The 2438-nt window shown below is 47.3% G+C and carries 2 protein-coding genes; both read right to left on the bottom strand.

The features are described from left to right. Window positions 1-1303: ATP-binding protein (locus K8R76_07030; GenBank protein MCD4847926.1), on the bottom strand; the 1303-nt coding region annotated here is incomplete at its 3' end. A gap of 239 nt (window positions 1304-1542) precedes the next feature. Next, window positions 1543-2061 carry a hypothetical protein gene (locus tag K8R76_07035; GenBank protein MCD4847927.1) on the bottom strand — a complete coding sequence of 173 codons (519 nt, stop codon included), beginning with the start codon at window positions 2059-2061 and terminating at the stop codon, window positions 1543-1545. Between the last annotated feature and the right edge of the window lie 377 nt (window positions 2062-2438).

The raw sequence follows: 2438 nt of genomic DNA on the forward strand, positions 1-2438 counted from the left end.
GATACCTGATGTTCTTCGTATTTGAGAATAGAGGTGTTCTTTCCACTTTATTTCGAAGCTGGTTTAAAAGGAGCTCAATATCATCATGTGAAATATGAAGTTTAGCCTCTCCGATCAGCAGTTCTCCTTTTCTATCAGGGCTTGCTGACACAACATCCAGCTCGATACCACGATCTCTTCTTCCTGACCACCAGCCCGAGGCAGGTCCCCAATGCAGTTCATCAATGATCATTCTGGGAATACTTCTTCTGACAAGATCTTCCCATACATGACCCAGGTACTGATTCCAGGATGTTCTGATGGATTCCAGAACAAATTCCTTCCCTCCGGACTCAAGCAGAGACATTTCCGGTTCAACAAAACGGAACCAGAAACGGAGAAATGAATCCTTAACACTGTAGTAACTGAGTTTTGACTTTCGGGGAGACTGCCCAAATGGTATTCGTCGTTCAATATAACCCAGTTCCTGGAGCCTTGAGATGGGTCTCGAGATCGATGTAGCCTGCTTGCCCAGTCTTCCGGCTATTTCAGATATTCTGTGCGAGCCTCTTCCAATCAGTGACAGTATTGACAGCGGCTGCACTATATCTCTCATATCATCCAGAAGGAGTCTTTCCGGTTCTCTATGAAACACTCCGAGCGGGTCCAGAACTGTTTCTGAGACAGCCTGCCACAGATTATCGTAATCCGCGGCTATCTCCCAGTATCTTGGTACTCCTCCCCATACGGCCCAGTTCTCAAGTGATTGCAATGAGGTTGATGTATGCAGTGCATCCATCAGATATTCAATATGCATCGGAGCGAGCCTGATAAGCTCGGTCGCTCTGCCGTAGAGCGGTGCGGAGGCATCAAGTAAAAGCCCCATCATCATCCTCTGAGATGATCCGCAAACTGCAAAATGCCTGGTTTCCGCATGATCATTATCAATGTATTTCTGAAGTATTCCGGGCAACTCCGGAGCCTGTTCGACAATCCAGGGAAACTCATCAAGCACAAGAACCGCACCTTCAGGTGCATCCTGGCACCATCGCTGCAGCAATTCGTCCCAGCCGGGATATTCCACTCTGTCGAATCCGGGCAGAAGCCTGGAGATCTCCCCTGCCAGTAAAGACAGCTGCACTTTCCGCTCACGCCTTGCACCGGAATAGTAAACATGGGTAACAGTTTTCAGGGATTCCATAAGAAGCCGTGTTTTGCCGCACCTTCTCCTGCCGTAAAGGCAGATAAAAGAAGATGATCTTCCCGAAAAAGCTTTTTCAAGCCTTTCCAATTCACTGTGCCTGTTCAGGAACTCCAATCTCATATAATAACCTTTCTACTATTATGTAGTAGTTACATAATGCATCTACTACATAATAACAAGAAGCTGTATAGACAACACTGACTGCTCTGTATCTTAAATCCTGATTTACTATTCCTCTGCTCTACTTTCCTATCATGTGAAGTACTGGACAGTGATCAGCGTCAGATAATATTCCCACTCGGAAATGTAATTGTCACTGGACAACGCAGTAGAATGCTGGTGAGATTTGCGGACTAGGTTCAGTAGCTCATCTTAATACTGGCCCAGGTGTGTCGGTGGAGGGCTGTGGGGTAATTGGGAGCAACGCAGACGCCCCATCCGGAGTAGGCTGGTTCGTTGATCTGGGTGATGATGGTGCCTTCGGTGTTGAAGCAGTATATGAAGCCAGCCTGGTCTTTGCTTTCAGCGGTCCAGAAATGTTCACCATCGTGGCTGAGGCCCCGGCATTCAGGGGTGGGCGGGGTAATCATTGATGGTGGGTACAGTATCATGTCAGGCCATTGAGATATGTCCCAGCATTGGATCAGGTTGTCTTCAGTAAGAGTGTACAGCCTGTCGTTGAGATAAGTAGAGCCATATACATAGCCATCATAGCTTGTTGAGGAATCCTTGGTGCCGTCCATGTCCATGATGTAAACTCTTGAGTTGAAGCCCTGATAGCAGGTATAGACTATTACATCGTCTGCAAAGACCGAGACCGAGCCTATCAGGAACAGGACTACGAACACCCCGAGGCCTCTCAGTATCTTCGCTTTCATAATCTATCCTTCATACCAATCAGGAAATTGGATTTTCCACTTTTCGGAACCAAACCCCTGAAGGCTCTCCTTGCCCCGTCTCACTGACCCTTGATTCACTACTTACTACTTCAAGGTAATGATACGGAGGGCCCCAACCATGTTCAACGACCTGAAGGATTCACCTGCAACCGGAAACCCTTCTTAGACACACACCAGAACCAATGACGGTCTGCTTCGCCAGTACTTCCCCAGGAAGCGGAAACTTAACAGAAAAATCGGAATGGACATCATCATCTCCGGCATATTCCTGTCCCAACTCAAGAGACGAAAAGGCTCTAAAAATCCTGATTTGTCCAGAATGCATTTATGGTTATTCACTCGTTAGCATCGGCTTT

Source organism: Candidatus Aegiribacteria sp. (assembly GCA_021108435.1).
GTDB lineage: Bacteria > Fermentibacterota > Fermentibacteria > Fermentibacterales > JCC-6 > Aegiribacteria.

Bases quoted from the DNA above. Each gene is read 5' to 3' on its own strand.
- K8R76_07035 (MCD4847927.1), bottom strand. From the start codon at position 2,061: ATGAAAGCGAAGATACTGAGAGGCCTCGGGGTGTTCGTAGTCCTGTTC.